The following is a 14,344-nucleotide window of genomic DNA, read 5'->3' on the forward strand; positions in this document are numbered from 1 at the left end:
AGAAATCCTGGATAATTTCTCATTTGTGCTGAATGCTTTTCCAATCTATAACAGAGGCTGGAAAAAAACAGAATACAGCCTTGATATCATGGGAAATAATATCCCTTTGGTGACAGACGAAGGCGAGCATTTCCTTTATGTGGATGAGGTACAGGATGGTGACGGCAGAAGATATACTGAAATTCCTTTTACTCCGGCCGATGATCTTAAAAAAGGATTATATACTGTAAGAAAGGGAGGAATGGAACGTTTTACCAGTCGAAATGCAGTAGATATGATTGCCAATGTTCTGGAACTGACAAGAGATGAAATTGCTGCATTTTCCCTTTTGAACAGAGATAATGTAAAAGGAGTCTTAAGTGAAATGTCTGACAAAATGAAATCCATGGTGCAGAAAGTAAACAATGCCAAAAGGAATATCAGACAGGAGCTGAATTACGTGATCATGGAACCGGTAGAAAAAACCGATCATACCTACGCTTCTTTTTGGATTACACACTGTACGCTGGCCAATCATATGCGTCCGGGAACTGAACTTTCCAACCAGCTGAAATCTCAGACTGTGGTACTGCTTACCGAAACATTGGGAGGAGCCGAAGAACAAAAAGGAACGGATAGTATTCAGGCGTATAAATATGCCCTGACAACCAGAGATAAGATCATTTCTTTGGAAGACGTTAAAAACTACTGCCGCATGATTCTGAAAGATGAAGTAAGAGAAGTAAGGGTAAGAAGAGGAACGATGATCAGCAACAAACCAAAAGAAGGTTTTGTAAGAACTGTTGAGGTAGAAATCATTCCGCAGAACTATTCTTTCTACGGAAGAGCCTATTGGGAAAATATGGCCAATATTATCAGGAATCAGATTATTGCCAAAGCCATTGATGGAATCGAATATATCGTAAGGATTACCAATGAAGATGTTGATTTCCAGGATATGTAGTTCTTATAAAAATAAGTTAAAAAAATAAATGCCGTACCCGCTACGGCATTTTTAATGTAATGTTCAGAATAAGATCAGAATTCAATGAAAAAAATATCACTTTTAATACTTCTCCTCCTCTTTGGTGCTCATTTAAAAAGCCAGACTATTAAAGATCTGAAAAATAAAATTAATCAGATAATCTCTACAAAAAATGCAACTGTTGGAATATCTTTAAAAGAATAGAAGATAAAGATACACTGAGCATCAACGGAAATAAAGAAACTCCAATGTTGAGTGTTTTCAAATTTCACATTGCCTTAGCTGTTTTAAACCGGGTTGACGAAGGTATATTAAAACTGGATCAAAAGTTTTTCATCAAAAAAGAAGATCTGCTACCAGAAACCTGGAGTCCGATCCGGGAAGAATATCCTCAGGGGAATATGTATCTTACCTTAGATCAGTTATTAAGATATACCGTTTCCCACAGTGATAACAATGGTTGTGACATTTTATTGAACATCATTGGCGGAACGGAGACAGTACAGAAATTTATTAATCAGCAGGGATTAAAGATTTTACCATAAAAGTAATGAGAAGGAAATGTCCTCGTTTGAAAAATGTTATCTGAATACAACAACGCCTTTGGCAACCACAGAACTTATAGAAAAATTCTATAAAGGAAAAGTGTTGAAAAAAGAAACTACAAAATACCTGTATCAGGTGATGGTAGAAACTTCAAGAGGGCTTAACTGGATGAAAGCGGGATTGCCTGTAGGTACAGAATTGGCCCACCGAACAGGAATTTCCGGAAGAAATGAAAATAATCTACGCGCTGCAATGAATGATGTAGGAATTATAAAACTTCCAAATGGAAAACATGTGATTTTATCCATTTATCTTAAAAATATTAAAGAAGAAATGGCAGATACGGAAAAAATCATCTCAGATATCAGTCACGCTGTCTGGGAATACTATACGTGCAAATGAAAATTTGTAATTATGATTATACCCTTTTTAATCTCAATATATTTTATCATATCAATAGAAACGGGCTTTAGCCTGTTTTTTAATAAATGAGCTTCCATTGGCTTCAGCCCAAAGATAATGATGTGAAAAATATAAAATCATTCCGGAAAAATTCAATAACATCGGATTCAGTGTCTTAACAAAACCTAAGAATTTTTTATGAAACTTTTATCCCATTTATATTCAAAAAAAGTCTATAAAATTTCGTATTTTTGCACGTTGTGATTTTCAGGCAAAGTCACTCCAAATTATGAGCAAATCAACAGAATATATAGAAGTTTACGGAGCACGTGAACACAACCTGAAAAATATTAATGTAAAAATTCCACGTAATGAATTGGTCGTGATTACCGGCCTTTCCGGAAGTGGAAAATCGTCGTTGGCTTTTGATACTATTTTTGCAGAAGGCCAGCGTCGTTATATCGAAACTTTTTCTGCCTATGCACGCCAGTTTCTGGGCGGACTGGAGCGTCCCGATGTAGATAAAATCGAAGGTCTTTCTCCGGTTATTGCCATTGAGCAGAAAACAACCAATAAAAACCCTCGTTCTACCGTAGGAACAGTTACCGAGCTGTACGACTTTCTGCGTCTATTGTATGCCAGAGTTTCAGATGCGTACTCTTTGTCTACAGGGCAGAAGTTGGTAAGCTATACTGAAGATCAGATCCTTGAAACCATCAAAGAAAATTATAAAAAAGAGAAAATCATGCTTTTGGCGCCCGTGGTACGTTCCAGAAAAGGACATTATCATGAACTTTTTGTTCAGATGGCCAAAAAGGTTATGGGCAGGCAAGAATTGATGGTGAGCTGCAGGATATTGAATATGATTTAAAACTTGATCGTTATAAAACCCACGACATCGACATTGTGATCGACCGTTGGATTATCGGGGAGAATGCTTCGGAAAGCAGAATGGAAAAATCATTGCGTACCGCAATGGAAATGGGAGAAGGAATCATAGGAATTCAGAAACTGGGAAGTACAGATATCGAATATTTTTCCAAAAACCTGATGGATGCTGAAACCGGACACTCTCTGGCGCTGCCGGAACCCAATACCTTCTCATTCAACTCTCCAAAAGGAAGCTGCCCGAATTGTAAAGGCTTGGGAACCATTAAAAAGATCAATACCGATTACTTTATAGACAATCCGAAACTATCTATCAATCAGGGAGGATTACTGCCGTTGGAAGATATCAAGTCCAACAAATGGATCCTGTCACAGATCAAAAATATTCTTGAAATCTTTGGGCTGGGGTTAACCACTCCATTGCAGGATATTCCGGAAGAAGCACTGGATTATATCTACAACGGATGTCATAAAGAATTTAATAAAGACCTGAAATACGCAGGAATTACCAAGAAAATAAAAATAGGTTTCGATGGTTTGATCGCTTTCATGGAAGAAATTATTGATGATAGAGATTCCTATGAAGCTGTTTTATTGGAAAGACATTTTACTACAGAAGAAATATGCCCTGAATGTCATGGCACCCGCCTTCAGCCTTCAAGTTTAAGTTTTAAAATTGATGGAAAAAACATTGCAGAGGTCAATGCTTTAAGCTTAGCAGATTTAAAAGACTGGTTAGCCGATGTTAAAGATAAATTCTCAGAAAAGAATAAAATCATTGCTCACGAGATCTTAAAAGAAATTGAAACCAGACTTCAGTTTTTGCTGGATGTAGGATTGGATTATTTAAGTTTGAGCAGAAGTTCAAAAACACTTTCCGGAGGAGAATCGCAGAGAATCCGTCTGGCAACACAGATCGGATCTCAGCTGGTGAATGTATTGTATATTCTTGATGAACCAAGTATCGGGCTTCACCAGAGAGATAATGAAAGACTGATCCATTCTCTGAAAAACCTGAGGGATATCGGAAACTCTGTATTGGTGGTAGAACATGATAAAGACATGATCCTGGAAGCCGATGAGGTGCTGGATATTGGTCCGAGAGCAGGAAAATTCGGAGGAGAGATTCTTTGGCAGGGAAAACCAAAGATCTTTTGAAAGCTGATACCATCACGGCTCAGTATATTAATGGAAAAAGAAAAATAGAAATTCCGGCAGAAAGAAGAGCAGGAAGCGGTAAAAATATTGTTTTAAAAGGCGCTACAGGGAACAATCTTAAAAACGTAACCCTGGATATTCCTCTTGGAAAACTGGTGGTAGTAACCGGAATTTCAGGAAGCGGAAAATCTTCTCTGATTAACGGAACATTATATCCGATCCTTAACAAACATTTCTACAGAGCGGTTCAGGAACCTTTACCTTACAAGAAAATTGAAGGATTAGAGAATATTGATAAAATTGTAGACGTAGACCAGACACCAATCGGAAGAACGCCACGTTCGAATCCTGCAACGTATACCGGAATGTTTACCGATATCAGAAACCTTTTTGCAGAGCTGCCGGAAAGTAAAATCCGTGGATATAAACCGGGAAGATTCTCTTTCAATGTAAAAGGCGGAAGATGCGAAACCTGTCAGGGCGGAGGATTGAAAGTGATTGAAATGAACTTCCTTCCGGATGTATACGTGCACTGTGAAACCTGCAACGGAAAACGTTTCAACAGAGAAACGCTGGAAGTCCGTTACAAAGGAAAATCAATTTCTGACGTATTGGATATGACGATTGATGAAGCGGTAGATTTCTTCCAGCCGATTCCTAAAATCTTCGCGAAAGTGAAAACATTACAGGATGTAGGTTTAGGGTATATTACCCTTGGACAGCAGTCGACAACCCTTTCGGGAGGTGAAGCGCAACGTATCAAGCTAGCAACTGAATTAGCAAAAAGACAAACCGGAAATACCCTTTATATCCTTGATGAACCAACAACAGGACTTCATTTTGAAGACGTAAAAATCCTGATGGATGCCATCAATCAGTTGGTAGAACTCGGAAACCTCATTCATCATCATTGAACATAATATGGATGTCATCAAATTAGCAGACCATATTATCGACGTAGGACCGGAAGGAGGAAAACATGGCGGACAGATCGTTGCACAGGGAACTCCTGAGGAAATTGTGAAGTCTAAGAAGAGCTTGACAGGGAAGTTCTTGAAGAGGGAATTAGAATAGAATTATAAATTTATATTACGGAAAACCACAATGAAAATTGTGGTTTTTTTATTTACTTTTGGGAAAAACGATAATACATGAGCTTTAAATTACTTGCAATACGTCCATTAGATAAATGTAATCCTAAATTTTTAAAAAATCTTGAAGAAAACAGGATTTATAAATTTTATAATGATTATATCTTCCAAGATTCTAAAGGAAACGAAATAATTGATTTTTCTCAGCTAATTGAAGTGTCAAATATAAAATACGAATCAACAGCTCCTATAAATTTATATGGTGATAAAATTAATATTTCTGCGATAGTTGGTAAAAATGGAACTGGAAAAAGTGCTTTAGTTGAACTATTTGTAGCCAGTATAAATCAGCTTTCTTATTCTTTATTAAATTATGATGAAAAAAGACAATTAAAAACATCAGCAGATATAAAAGAAATTGATATTGATGAAAATGGCAAAACAATACAATGTCAAATTTTTTACGAGTATAAAAATGAATATTATTATTTACAAATTAATCATTTAACATTTAGTTTATACCAGATACCAAATAGTGTAGAGTTTAAGTTAGATAATTTCTTCTACTCAATGATTATCAATTACTCATTATATGCATTTAATTCTTCTACTATTGGCGATTGGATTGATGAGCTATTTCATAAAAATGACTCTTATCAAATTCCTGTTGTTATTAATCCTAAAAGAGAACATAAAGAAAATGGTTTGTCAGGCATAATTGACATTAATAATGAACAATATTTACTTCAGCAAAGACTTTTAGTAAATATTCTAAAACCAGTAATTAATGAAAACTTTTCACTTCGAAAAATGGGAAATAATGGTTAGCGGTAAAATTAGAAATAAAAAGGATAAAAGAGAAGAGTTTAAAGCAGTTGATACTTCACCTAGTCAAATATATACACCTCCAGATACAGATTATAATGTAAAAATTAAATTGCTCGAAAAAGATAATTATGGAATATTATTCAATCAAAATGTAATTCATAATCCATTAGAAATTTTAGAGAAGACAAAAGAAAAGTTTAATATTCAAGGGGTAGTAATTCCTAATCAAAAACATTTTGATATTTATATAATATACAAGATAATAAGTATTTGCTTTAAGTATGAGTCTTATAGAAAATTTGTTGTTAATAAAAATATTGATAATCACTCCGTTAAATTTGTTAATATTTTAGATTTTTTAGATTATATAGAAGAATATCCAAGTCATATTGCTTATAAACTAAAACAAACTGTTAATTTTATAAAGTATTATTCAATTCTATGGAATGATATGGGATTAATTCTCAAATTGATATTGATGCTTTATCTGAAAAATTGAATAGTTTTTCAGATAAGAATAATATCCCTCTAATTGAAATTCTTCCTCCTCCGCTTTTTGAAACTAATATCTTAATTGAAAACTCCAATAAGCATGATTTAATTGAATTTAATAGTTTAAGTTCCGGAGAACAACAATTGATACATTCTATAAGTTCTGTAATTTATCATTTGAATAATATAAATTCAGTTAAAAAAGATGAAATAGTCAAATATCAATGTGTAAATATAATTTTTGAAGAGATTGAGCTTTATTTTCATCCTGAATTTCAAAAAAAATTTGTAAATAATATTTTACAACAAATTTATAATACTAATCTCAAAGATATCTTTGCGATTAATATACTTTTCATAACTCACTCTCCTTTTATTCTTTCAGATATTCCTAAACAAAACGTTTTATTTCTAGATGTTAATAAGGATACGAAAAAGTCTGAAGAAAGAACTTTTCTAGAATGAATACTTTTGGAGCAAATATTACTGACTTATTGGGTGATAGTTTCTTTATTGAGAATGGATTAATTGGTGATTATGCAAAAGAAAAAATTGAAGAAGTAATCGTTTGGTTAAATTCTATTCTTGATATCAAAGATAAAATAGCTCAACTAAATTTAGAAAATGATTCATATAAAATAAGTAAATATAAAAATAGAATTTTATTGAAGCTTAAAAAGGAAGTTAATGAGAGAAGTAAAGACTTCAAAAAATATTATAAAGTCATTCAAATTATCGACGAGCCTTTTTTAAAACAAAAGTTAGAGGAAATGTATTTTGAAGCAACTTTAGAATTTCCTCGAAAAGAAATTTTAGAAAAAGAAATTGAAAGAATGCAGAAAGAGTTATATGAATTAAATAAAAATAATTAATCAATGCTCAGTTTAGAATTCTCAGATAAAATTGCTTTAAAATATTATAAAGCAATAAAAGCAAGTATTAAAGACTTCGATTTAATTGGTTTAACGGAACAAAATGTTAAAAACTTAATACTCTCAAGGCCTGAACATTTAAAAGAAATGAATAATGATTTTATTGTAAAAATTATTCCAAATTTTAATTTTGATGAATTTATTGCTTATCTAAAAAAAAATAAAGCTGATAGAGCTAAAGATCTTAAGTATTACACCAAAATATCACAAATAAAAATGTTTTTAGGTATTCTCAAATTGTAGGAAATAAATATTTTTTGGCGGAATTGCTGGATCAGCATACATGCATTTATTGTAATAGAAATTATGTAAAAACTATAGGGAACACAAAAAATAAAATTATAAGAGCAGAATATGATCATTTTTTTAGCCAAAGTAAGTATCCACTTTTAGCGCTAAGCTTTTATAATTTAATACCAATTTGTTCAAATTGTAATAAGAAAAAGCTTGACGACGATTTTGATATATCTACTCACTTGCATCCATACTTAATGAATATTGAAGAAAAAAAATTTAGTTTTAGTTTTAGGAAAAAAACTTTTTCTGAAAATAATATAAAAGTTAATATTACTACAAATAATATAGATGCCCAAAATAAAATTAAAAATACATTTAGAGATTTATGCTTAAGTGAAATTTATAATGCTCATTCTAATAAAGAACTTCGAGATTTATTAGATTTAAGATATAAGTATTCTGAAAATTACTTAGATATTTTATTAAATAAGACTTTTAAAGGGTTAGCAATATCAAAAGAAGAAGTTTATAGAATGATTTTTGGAATTGAAATTAATGAGAATGATTATCATGGAAGACCTTTTTCAAAATTTAAACATGATATCATAGAAGAACTTAAAAAAAATAATTGAATTATCCATCCATTAATATTAAATTTTCAATTATTTTAAAAATTTATTACACTGATAATCAATTGATTAAGCTTTAATGTTAACTGAATGTTAACTCAATGTGAAATTAATATGAATTATTTTTAATAACTTTGGTTAAGAGATATAAAAATAGGTTAGTATAACATTTAAAACCAGTTAGTTATGAAAAATAGAATTCAAATATTGATGGCTTCACTTTTCGTTTGCGGATTTGCTGCTGTTTTGAACACTGCCAAAGCTCAAACTACAGATCATAATACCATTCAGGAAATTCAACTGAGCAAAAGTGAAACGTTTAACGATATCAGAAATAAATTAGAAGCTAATTTTGATCTTACCAATCCTGATTACAAACAGGGAACGGTAAATTCTGTGGTGAAGTTTGATATTGCTAAAAACGGAAAAATCGTTAATGTTCATATCCAGTGGTGACTGTAAAACCGTAAGCAAGGAAATTGAAGCAGTGTTAAGCGATCTTGACTATAGAGTAGACCGCAAAAAACTAACTGATAACATGGTTGCTTACACCTATGTAATGCCTGTGACAGTAGAGATCCACAGCAGATAATATTTATTGCATATTATTCATGAATGTGTGAATAATGAAACCTTATCAGATTAAATTGTAATAAAGAATAAACAGATATGTTTTAGTTTTGGGCTACCATAAAATTAAAACGATATGAAAAATTTAAAGAAGCTGACAAAGTCAGAGTTGAAGTCAGTGAACGGAGGAGAACCTGTAAAATACTGTACGTTTTGCGAGTGGGCAAATAAAGTAATCTGCAGCGATATTCCAATCGTTCAATGTCCGTAAAAAATAAAGCCGCTTACAAAAGCGGCTTTTCTATTGTTGTGTACTCTGAATAAACTCTGTTAATCTTGCTTTAAGATCTTTAGAATTTCCTATTGTATCAAAAGTAACATTATCTATTCTCCATCCTTTCTCTGTATTGATAAGATGCACGGTGTCCATCCAGGTTTCTTTGGGGGAAACTGCATTATATTCAAAGGCTAACAATGCTTCAGCAGTCTTATCCTGTATCTTAACAGACTTGATTTTATAATCTGTAAAGCCTTCATACAGGCTGGAAAAAATAGCCCCTTCGAATATTAAAGGTTTCTCATCAGGATGATCACTCTTTTTTACCTTTTCAATATCAGCCTTTGATGCATTGATGGCCTCGTCTAAAACTTTTTTTAAATCCTGAGAAAATAAAGCATCCGGAATCGGCTGGTTATAAACAGCTTCGTTGGATTTTCCATATTGAGTATACAGTTCATTTACTTTTTCAATAATGGCAGTTTCTGAAAACCGGGTAGGTTGAGGTTCATTCTTTTTGCAGGATACAAAAAACAGAAATATTCCTAAACAGAGAAAAAAAATTTTCATTGGTGTTATTTTGTGGTATTATTTGAATTTCAAGCTCAAAATGTATACCAAAATCTGTCCGTAAAATATTTCCCACGAATCACAAAAATCAATACATTTGAGTAGATAAAAAAAATTGTGGATCCTATTCTTAACGTTGCTGTCCGTTCCCTCTGCGTTTACCTTTTCATGGTAATTGCCATCCGGTTATTTGGTAAAAACCAGCTTTCTCAGCTGAATGCAGGGGATGTTGTATTGCTGTTGTTAATTTCAAATGCTGTTCAGAATGCAATGGTAGGTCCTGATACCTCTCTTCAGGGAGGAATCGTGGCGGCATTGGTTTTGTTTGTTGCTAATTTCATTGTGAAGAGATTCATGTTTTCCAGCCGCTCCTTTCAGACTTTTATGGAAGATGAGCCGGTTATTCTGATCAAGGATGGAATTGCCGATCAGGCAGCCCTGAATCGGGTAAAGATTACAGAAAGCGAATTGGAAGAAGCGATAAGAGAACACGGAATTGAAAACATTAACAATGTAAAGCTTTCCGTTCTGGAAGTGGATGGAAATATCAGTGTGGTTTCTCAGGACGAAAAAAGCAAGCAGACACACTACTCAAGAATTAAAAGAAAAATCAAAAGAAAATACCATTAAATACGATGAATTACGAATTAAGAGAAATGCTTCCCACTGATGAAGCCAGGGTTCTTGAAATTTTCCGCCAGGGAATAGACGGTGGAATTTCCACTTTTGAAACAGAAGTCCCAACTGCTGAGGCATGGAGCATGGGCTATTTTAACGACTGCCGCTGGGTACTGGAAAATGAAAAAAATGAAGTTGTGGGATGGTGTGCCTTAAAACCGGTGAGCAAAAGAGAATGCTATAAAGGAGTTGCAGAGGTAAGCATTTATTTTGATAACGAATATCAAGGAAAGGGATTGGGTTCCGTATTGCTTAAAAAATTGATTTTGGATAGCGAGGATCACGGATTCTGGACATTACAGACCAATATCTTCTCCGAAAATGAAACTTCTATCAAATTTCATCAGAAAAACGGTTTCAGAATCGTAGGCGTCCGTAAAAAAATCGGAAAACTCAACGGAGAGTGGAAAGATATTATCCTGATGGAAAAAAGAAGTGAAATCGTCTAGAGAACTATAATCGATAATAGATGATTGATAATTGATGATTTTGTTGGTAATATAATTCTCCATAACAAAATTCCCCATTGACCTGCGAAGCAAAATTGACCATCTACAATAAAAGCCCATCTATTCCAGCCTTAAACCTTAAACTTTGAGCTTTGAACTTTAATTTTTTAACCTTTGGCACTACCATTGTTATATTAAATAAAGTTGAAAAATAGAAATAATGAAAAATTTGATTAAAATTACAGGAGTTCTTATTGTAACATTCATGTTATCATCTTGTGTGGTGCATGACAATGGACGCCGGGTTAAAACAGTTCCGCCAGGACAGGCTAAAAAAGTGTTTGGAGGAAGTGCAAAAGACTATGCTCCTGGGCAGGTGAAAAAAAGAAGCGGCTATTAACTGGTACAAAAAATAAAAATTAGCAGTCAGTTTTAACATACATTAGCTTAATTTCAATTTATTTTGGCATTAACATTGATATATTTCGCTATCGAAATTGAAAAAGTGAAAATAATGAAAAGTTTGTTTAAAATGGCTGGGGTAGCTGTGGTAGTTTAATGCTGTCATCTTGTGTGGTACACGATCATCATGGAAGAAGAATGCCACCGGGTCATGCAAAAAGGTATTATGGCGGAAGTGCAAGGTACTACGCACCAGGACAGGTAAAGAAAGTGTATATTTATGACGATCGCGGGCATCATCACAAAGGTAAAGGCCGTGGTCATGGACATCACAGATAAAAAAGAAAAGCACTGAATTTTTTCAGTGCTTTTTTATGATCTGTTATAATCTCGATTTTTTGGGATTAAGGAAAGTGTTGAAAACCATTACTTCCTGTCCGAACTTTTTCTCAATTCTTTCGGAAATATTTAAAAGTTCACTTTTAATAAAATCTTCCCTTAGTTCATCATTATCAAAAATTAACAGGAGATTATAATTTTTACCTTCGTCGATAAAGTCACTGTGCACCTCAGAAAGAATATATTTGTTAACATCCATAAGGTTTTCAGTCATTAAAACCAGTGTTTCATCAATATAATTTTCCCATTCTTCCAGGTTATCTTTTGTGCAGTGGAAAGTTATACTTAATACGCTCATATTTTTATGAATTTTTAAGATTTTTTGGATAAATTCTACCACAAAAATCGGCTTTTTTTTCGTAAATTAGCCCGTTAATAAAAATTGGAAATAAATAATTTTCAAACTGACAGCTAAGAGTTTGAATATCATTACAATAAAATTTGTTTATGCAAAAAGAAGGAGAAAGACTGATTCCTATCAACATTGTTGATGAAATGAAGTCGTCTTATATCGATTATTCGATGTCCGTTATCGTTTCAAGAGCGTTACCGGATGTAAGAGACGGCTTGAAACCCGTTCATAGAAGAGTACTGTATGGTATGTATGGACTAGGGGTGTTTTCTAATAGAAAATATTTAAAATCTGCGAGAATTGTTGGGGACGTTTTGGGTAAATACCACCCGCACGGAGATTCCTCTGTATACGATGCTATGGTAAGAATGGCTCAGGACTGGAGCTTGCGTTATCCTCAGGTAGACGGACAGGGTAACTTTGGTTCCATGGATGGTGACCCGCCTGCAGCAATGCGTTACACCGAGGCTAGATTGAAAAAAATCTCTGATGAGGTTCTTTCAGACCTGGACAAAGAAACAGTTGATTTTCAGAATAACTTCGACGACAGTTTACAGGAACCGACGGTAATGCCGACTAAAGTTCCGAATCTTTTGGTAAATGGTACTTCAGGTATCGCGGTAGGTATGGCAACGAATATGGCGCCTCATAACCTTTCAGAATCTGTAGATGCAATCTGTGCGTATATCGATAATAAAGAAATTACGATTGACGAACTGATGCAGCACATCATTGCACCGGATTTCCCTACAGGTGGTATCATCTATGGATATGACGGAGTAAGAGATGCATTCCATACAGGAAGAGGTAGAGTTGTTTTAAGAGCTAAAGTTAACTTTGATGAAATCGGAAACAGAAACGCGATTATTGTTACCGAAATCCCTTATCAGGTAAACAAAGCGGAAATGATCGCCAGAACAGCAGAGCTTGTTAAAGACGAAAAAATCCCGGGAATCCACGAAATCAGAGATGAGTCGGATAGAAAAGGACTTCGTATTGTATATGAATTGAAAAACGATGCAATACCGAATGTCGTTCTTAACCTATTATATAAATATACAGCACTTCAGACCTCTTTCAGTGTAAACAATATTGCATTGGTACACGGAAGACCGGAGCAGCTGAACCTTAAAGATATCATTCATCACTTTGTAGAGCACAGACACGAGGTCATCGTAAGAAGAACTCAGTATGAGCTTAAGAAAGCAAAAGAGAGAGCACATATTCTTGAAGGATTTATGAAGGTGATCGGAACTCAGGATGCTTTAGACAGAGCAATCTCTATTATCCGTCACAGTGCCAACCCTCAGGCTGCAAAAGAAGGCTTGATCGAAGCTTTTGAACTTTCTGATATTCAGGCTCAGGCAATTCTTGATCTAAGATTAGCCCGTCTTACAGGAATGGAGCTTGATAAGATCCGTGATGAGTATGATGCGATTATGAAAGAAATCGCAAATTTGGAAGACATCCTAGCTAACGAGCCGAGAAGATTCCAGATCATTAAAGAAGAATTAATCGAAATCAAAGAAAAATACGGAGACGAAAGAAGAACTGAAATAGATTACTCAGGAGGAGAAATGTCTATCGAAGATATCATTCCTAATGAATCTGTCGTTCTTACTATTTCTCATGCAGGATACATCAAGAGAACTTCTCTTTCAGAATATAAAATCCAAAGTAGAGGTGGTGTAGGTAATAAAGCGGCAACGACAAGGGATTCCGATTTCCTTGAATATATTGTTTCTGCAACCAACCACCAGTATATGCTGTTCTTCACTGAAAAAGGAAGATGTTACTGGTTAAGAGTATTTGAAATTCCTGAAGGCTCCAAAACGGCAAAAGGAAGAGCAGTACAAAACCTTATCAACATTGAACCGGATGATAAGATCAAAGCATATATCAGAACCAACAACCTTAAGGATTCCGAATATGTAAATCAGATGAGCGTCGTGATGGTAACTAAAAACGGAACCATCAAGAAAACATCGTTGGAAGCCTATTCAAGACCAAGAGTAAACGGGGTGAATGCTATCGAAATCAGAGATAATGACCAGCTATTAGGAGCTTACCTTACCAATGGAACTTCTCAGATCATGATTGCCACTAAAAATGGTAAGTGTATCCGTTTCCCTGAGGAGAAAGTAAGAGAAGTAGGTAGAGGATCTATCGGGGTAAGAGGAATCCTGCTTGAAGATGGTGACGAAGCTATTGGTATGATTGTTGTGAACGATGTAGAGAACGAAACAGTACTTGTAGTATCTGAAAAAGGATATGGTAAGAGAACTGCGGTAGAAGACTACAGAATTACCAACAGAGGAGGAAAAGGAGTTATTACGCTTAATATTACTGAAAAAACAGGAAATCTTATTGCTATTCAGAACGTAACAGACGAAGACGGATTGATGATTATCAACAAATCCGGTGTTGCCATCAGAATGGGAATGGATGAAATGAGAGTAATGGGTAGAAATACTCAGGGT

Annotated in this window: 19 protein-coding genes and 2 pseudogenes; 19 read left to right on the forward strand and 2 right to left on the reverse strand. The window is 34.2% G+C overall.

All coding sequences use genetic code 11. The annotated features are described in order from the left end of the window. From AB1278_RS00005 to AB1278_RS00070, 14 genes and pseudogenes are all read left to right on the forward strand, one after another. Positions 1-943, forward strand: a pseudogene (locus AB1278_RS00005) (type VI secretion system baseplate subunit TssF); the annotation flags it as partial. Positions 944-1,027: 84 nt separating this feature from the next. After that, positions 1,028-1,168, forward strand: coding sequence for a hypothetical protein (locus AB1278_RS00010; protein ID WP_429811537.1), 141 nt, complete (start codon positions 1,028-1,030; stop codon positions 1,166-1,168). Positions 1,169-1,212: 44 nt separating this feature from the next. Beyond that, positions 1,213-1,509, forward strand: a complete 297-nt coding sequence (locus tag AB1278_RS00015; RefSeq protein WP_429811539.1) for a serine hydrolase — start codon at positions 1,213-1,215, stop codon at positions 1,507-1,509. Between the two features lie 16 nt (positions 1,510-1,525). After that, positions 1,526-1,912 carry a serine hydrolase gene (locus AB1278_RS00020; protein WP_429811542.1) on the forward strand — a complete coding sequence of 129 codons (387 nt, stop codon included), beginning with the start codon at positions 1,526-1,528 and terminating at the stop codon, positions 1,910-1,912. A 289-nt stretch (positions 1,913-2,201) separates the two neighbouring features. Continuing rightward, positions 2,202-5,032 (forward strand): annotated as a pseudogene (gene uvrA, locus AB1278_RS00025) (excinuclease ABC subunit UvrA). 77 nt (positions 5,033-5,109) lie between these two features. Continuing rightward, positions 5,110-5,877, forward strand: coding sequence for a hypothetical protein (locus AB1278_RS00030; RefSeq protein WP_429811545.1), 768 nt, complete (start codon positions 5,110-5,112; stop codon positions 5,875-5,877). Next, the gene (locus AB1278_RS00035; protein WP_429811548.1) at positions 5,837-6,376 is read left to right on the forward strand and encodes a hypothetical protein; all 540 of its coding nucleotides are present in this window, start codon (positions 5,837-5,839) and stop codon (positions 6,374-6,376) included. The genes AB1278_RS00030 and AB1278_RS00035 overlap by 41 nt, the downstream gene beginning before the upstream one ends. Beyond that, entirely contained in the window at positions 6,373-6,834 is a 462-nt protein-coding gene (locus AB1278_RS00040) for a hypothetical protein (protein WP_429811551.1), read from the forward strand. The genes AB1278_RS00035 and AB1278_RS00040 overlap by 4 nt, the downstream gene beginning before the upstream one ends. After that, entirely contained in the window at positions 6,831-7,241 is a 411-nt protein-coding gene (locus tag AB1278_RS00045; RefSeq protein WP_429811554.1) for a hypothetical protein, read from the forward strand. Before AB1278_RS00040 ends, AB1278_RS00045 begins: the two co-directional genes overlap by 4 nt. A gap of 3 nt (positions 7,242-7,244) precedes the next feature. Beyond that, positions 7,245-7,544: a hypothetical protein gene (locus AB1278_RS00050; RefSeq protein WP_429811557.1), complete on the forward strand. Its 300-nt coding sequence runs from the start codon at positions 7,245-7,247 to the stop codon at positions 7,542-7,544. A gap of 14 nt (positions 7,545-7,558) precedes the next feature. Next, complete coding sequence (locus AB1278_RS00055; RefSeq protein WP_429811560.1) at positions 7,559-8,170, forward strand: HNH endonuclease; 612 nt, start codon at positions 7,559-7,561, stop codon at positions 8,168-8,170. A 183-nt stretch (positions 8,171-8,353) separates the two neighbouring features. Then, on the forward strand, positions 8,354-8,623 hold the full coding sequence (locus AB1278_RS00060; protein ID WP_429811563.1) for a hypothetical protein: 270 nt from the start codon (positions 8,354-8,356) through the stop codon (positions 8,621-8,623). Next, positions 8,604-8,759, forward strand: coding sequence for a hypothetical protein (locus tag AB1278_RS00065; RefSeq protein WP_429811566.1), 156 nt, complete (start codon positions 8,604-8,606; stop codon positions 8,757-8,759). The genes AB1278_RS00060 and AB1278_RS00065 overlap by 20 nt, the downstream gene beginning before the upstream one ends. A 114-nt stretch (positions 8,760-8,873) precedes the next feature. Then, a complete protein-coding gene (locus AB1278_RS00070) occupies positions 8,874-9,008 on the forward strand; it encodes a bacteriocin-like protein (RefSeq protein WP_082798797.1) in 135 nt (44 codons plus the stop codon). Between the two features lie 30 nt (positions 9,009-9,038). Here the strand turns inward: AB1278_RS00070 and AB1278_RS00075 are convergent, their stop codons facing one another. After that, the gene (locus AB1278_RS00075) at positions 9,039-9,584 is read right to left on the reverse strand and encodes a hypothetical protein (protein WP_343642708.1); all 546 of its coding nucleotides are present in this window, start codon (positions 9,582-9,584) and stop codon (positions 9,039-9,041) included. 117 nt (positions 9,585-9,701) lie between these two features. Between AB1278_RS00075 and AB1278_RS00080 the strand changes: the two genes are divergently transcribed. The 4 genes from AB1278_RS00080 (at position 9,702) to AB1278_RS00095 (ending at position 11,452) form a co-directional block, all read left to right on the forward strand. Beyond that, the gene (locus AB1278_RS00080) at positions 9,702-10,214 is read left to right on the forward strand and encodes a DUF421 domain-containing protein (RefSeq protein ID WP_202840657.1); all 513 of its coding nucleotides are present in this window, start codon (positions 9,702-9,704) and stop codon (positions 10,212-10,214) included. Positions 10,215-10,219: 5 nt separating this feature from the next. Further along, on the forward strand, positions 10,220-10,711 hold the full coding sequence (locus AB1278_RS00085; protein WP_202840655.1) for a GNAT family N-acetyltransferase: 492 nt from the start codon (positions 10,220-10,222) through the stop codon (positions 10,709-10,711). A gap of 220 nt (positions 10,712-10,931) precedes the next feature. After that, the gene (locus AB1278_RS00090) at positions 10,932-11,111 is read left to right on the forward strand and encodes a quinol oxidase subunit 4 (protein ID WP_343642712.1); all 180 of its coding nucleotides are present in this window, start codon (positions 10,932-10,934) and stop codon (positions 11,109-11,111) included. 158 nt (positions 11,112-11,269) lie between these two features. Continuing rightward, the gene (locus tag AB1278_RS00095; RefSeq protein ID WP_429811572.1) at positions 11,270-11,452 is read left to right on the forward strand and encodes a hypothetical protein; all 183 of its coding nucleotides are present in this window, start codon (positions 11,270-11,272) and stop codon (positions 11,450-11,452) included. 43 nt (positions 11,453-11,495) lie between these two features. Here the strand turns inward: AB1278_RS00095 and AB1278_RS00100 are convergent, their stop codons facing one another. Continuing rightward, the gene (locus AB1278_RS00100; RefSeq protein WP_343642716.1) at positions 11,496-11,810 is read right to left on the reverse strand and encodes a DUF4286 family protein; all 315 of its coding nucleotides are present in this window, start codon (positions 11,808-11,810) and stop codon (positions 11,496-11,498) included. Between the two features lie 149 nt (positions 11,811-11,959). Here AB1278_RS00100 and gyrA point away from each other — a divergent pair. Then, on the forward strand, positions 11,960-14,344 hold a 2,385-nt coding region (gene gyrA / locus AB1278_RS00105), incomplete at its 3' end, for a DNA gyrase subunit A (protein ID WP_429811575.1).

Origin of the sequence: Chryseobacterium sp. NRRL B-14798 (assembly GCF_050470705.1) — a bacterium.
Lineage (GTDB): Bacteria > Bacteroidota > Bacteroidia > Flavobacteriales > Weeksellaceae > Chryseobacterium > Chryseobacterium cupriresistens.

What these genes read in the sequence shown, in the direction of transcription:
- AB1278_RS00010 (WP_429811537.1), top strand. Translation starts at nt 1,028, where the DNA reads ATGAAAAAAATATCACTTTTAATACTTCTCCTCCTCTTTGGTGCTCAT.
- AB1278_RS00015 (WP_429811539.1), top strand. Translation starts at nt 1,213, where the DNA reads ATGTTGAGTGTTTTCAAATTTCACATTGCCTTAGCTGTTTTAAACCGG.
- AB1278_RS00020 (WP_429811542.1), top strand. Translation starts at nt 1,526, where the DNA reads ATGTCCTCGTTTGAAAAATGTTATCTGAATACAACAACGCCTTTGGCA.
- AB1278_RS00030 (WP_429811545.1), top strand. Translation starts at nt 5,110, where the DNA reads ATGAGCTTTAAATTACTTGCAATACGTCCATTAGATAAATGTAATCCT.
- AB1278_RS00035 (WP_429811548.1), top strand. Translation starts at nt 5,837, where the DNA reads ATGAAAACTTTTCACTTCGAAAAATGGGAAATAATGGTTAGCGGTAAA.
- AB1278_RS00045 (WP_429811554.1), top strand. Translation starts at nt 6,831, where the DNA reads ATGAATACTTTTGGAGCAAATATTACTGACTTATTGGGTGATAGTTTC.
- AB1278_RS00050 (WP_429811557.1), top strand. Translation starts at nt 7,245, where the DNA reads ATGCTCAGTTTAGAATTCTCAGATAAAATTGCTTTAAAATATTATAAA.
- AB1278_RS00060 (WP_429811563.1), top strand. Translation starts at nt 8,354, where the DNA reads ATGAAAAATAGAATTCAAATATTGATGGCTTCACTTTTCGTTTGCGGA.
- AB1278_RS00065 (WP_429811566.1), top strand. Translation starts at nt 8,604, where the DNA reads ATGTTCATATCCAGTGGTGACTGTAAAACCGTAAGCAAGGAAATTGAA.
- AB1278_RS00070 (WP_082798797.1), top strand. Translation starts at nt 8,874, where the DNA reads ATGAAAAATTTAAAGAAGCTGACAAAGTCAGAGTTGAAGTCAGTGAAC.
- AB1278_RS00075 (WP_343642708.1), bottom strand. Translation starts at nt 9,584, where the DNA reads ATGAAAATTTTTTTTCTCTGTTTAGGAATATTTCTGTTTTTTGTATCC.
- AB1278_RS00085 (WP_202840655.1), top strand. Translation starts at nt 10,220, where the DNA reads ATGAATTACGAATTAAGAGAAATGCTTCCCACTGATGAAGCCAGGGTT.
- AB1278_RS00090 (WP_343642712.1), top strand. Translation starts at nt 10,932, where the DNA reads ATGAAAAATTTGATTAAAATTACAGGAGTTCTTATTGTAACATTCATG.
- AB1278_RS00095 (WP_429811572.1), top strand. Translation starts at nt 11,270, where the DNA reads ATGCTGTCATCTTGTGTGGTACACGATCATCATGGAAGAAGAATGCCA.
- AB1278_RS00100 (WP_343642716.1), bottom strand. Translation starts at nt 11,810, where the DNA reads ATGAGCGTATTAAGTATAACTTTCCACTGCACAAAAGATAACCTGGAA.